Origin of the sequence: Lysinibacillus sp. GbtcB16, assembly GCF_019091145.1 — a bacterium.
GTDB classification, from domain to species: Bacteria; Bacillota; Bacilli; order Bacillales_A; family Planococcaceae; genus Lysinibacillus; species Lysinibacillus fusiformis.
In genome coordinates, this window is sequence record NZ_JAGXJV010000766.1 from 1 (window position 1) to 243 (window position 243).

The 243-nt window shown below is 40.7% G+C and carries 1 protein-coding gene; it reads left to right on the forward strand.

What is annotated here, in order from left to right; translation table 11 throughout:
* Nucleotides 1-243, forward strand: a 243-nt coding sequence (locus KVT27_RS25840; protein WP_254636305.1) for an ABC transporter transmembrane domain-containing protein, incomplete at both ends; no start/stop codon positions are given.

Below are 243 nucleotides of genomic sequence, written 5' to 3' on the forward strand. Positions count from 1 at the left end.
AATAGTTCCTTTATTCAGGTGTTTTCAAGTGTACTAACGCTTGCAGGCACGATTATTATTATGCTGAGCTTAAGTCCATTACTAGCCATTTTAACTATGACCATTATTCCCATTAGGTTTTGGGCAATGCGTTGGATTACACGTCGAACTGCTCATTTATTTAAGGAGCAACATGCAGCTATTGGGGCTCTGAACGCCATGATCGAAGAAACCATATGTGGACAGCGCATTGTGAAGGCTTTT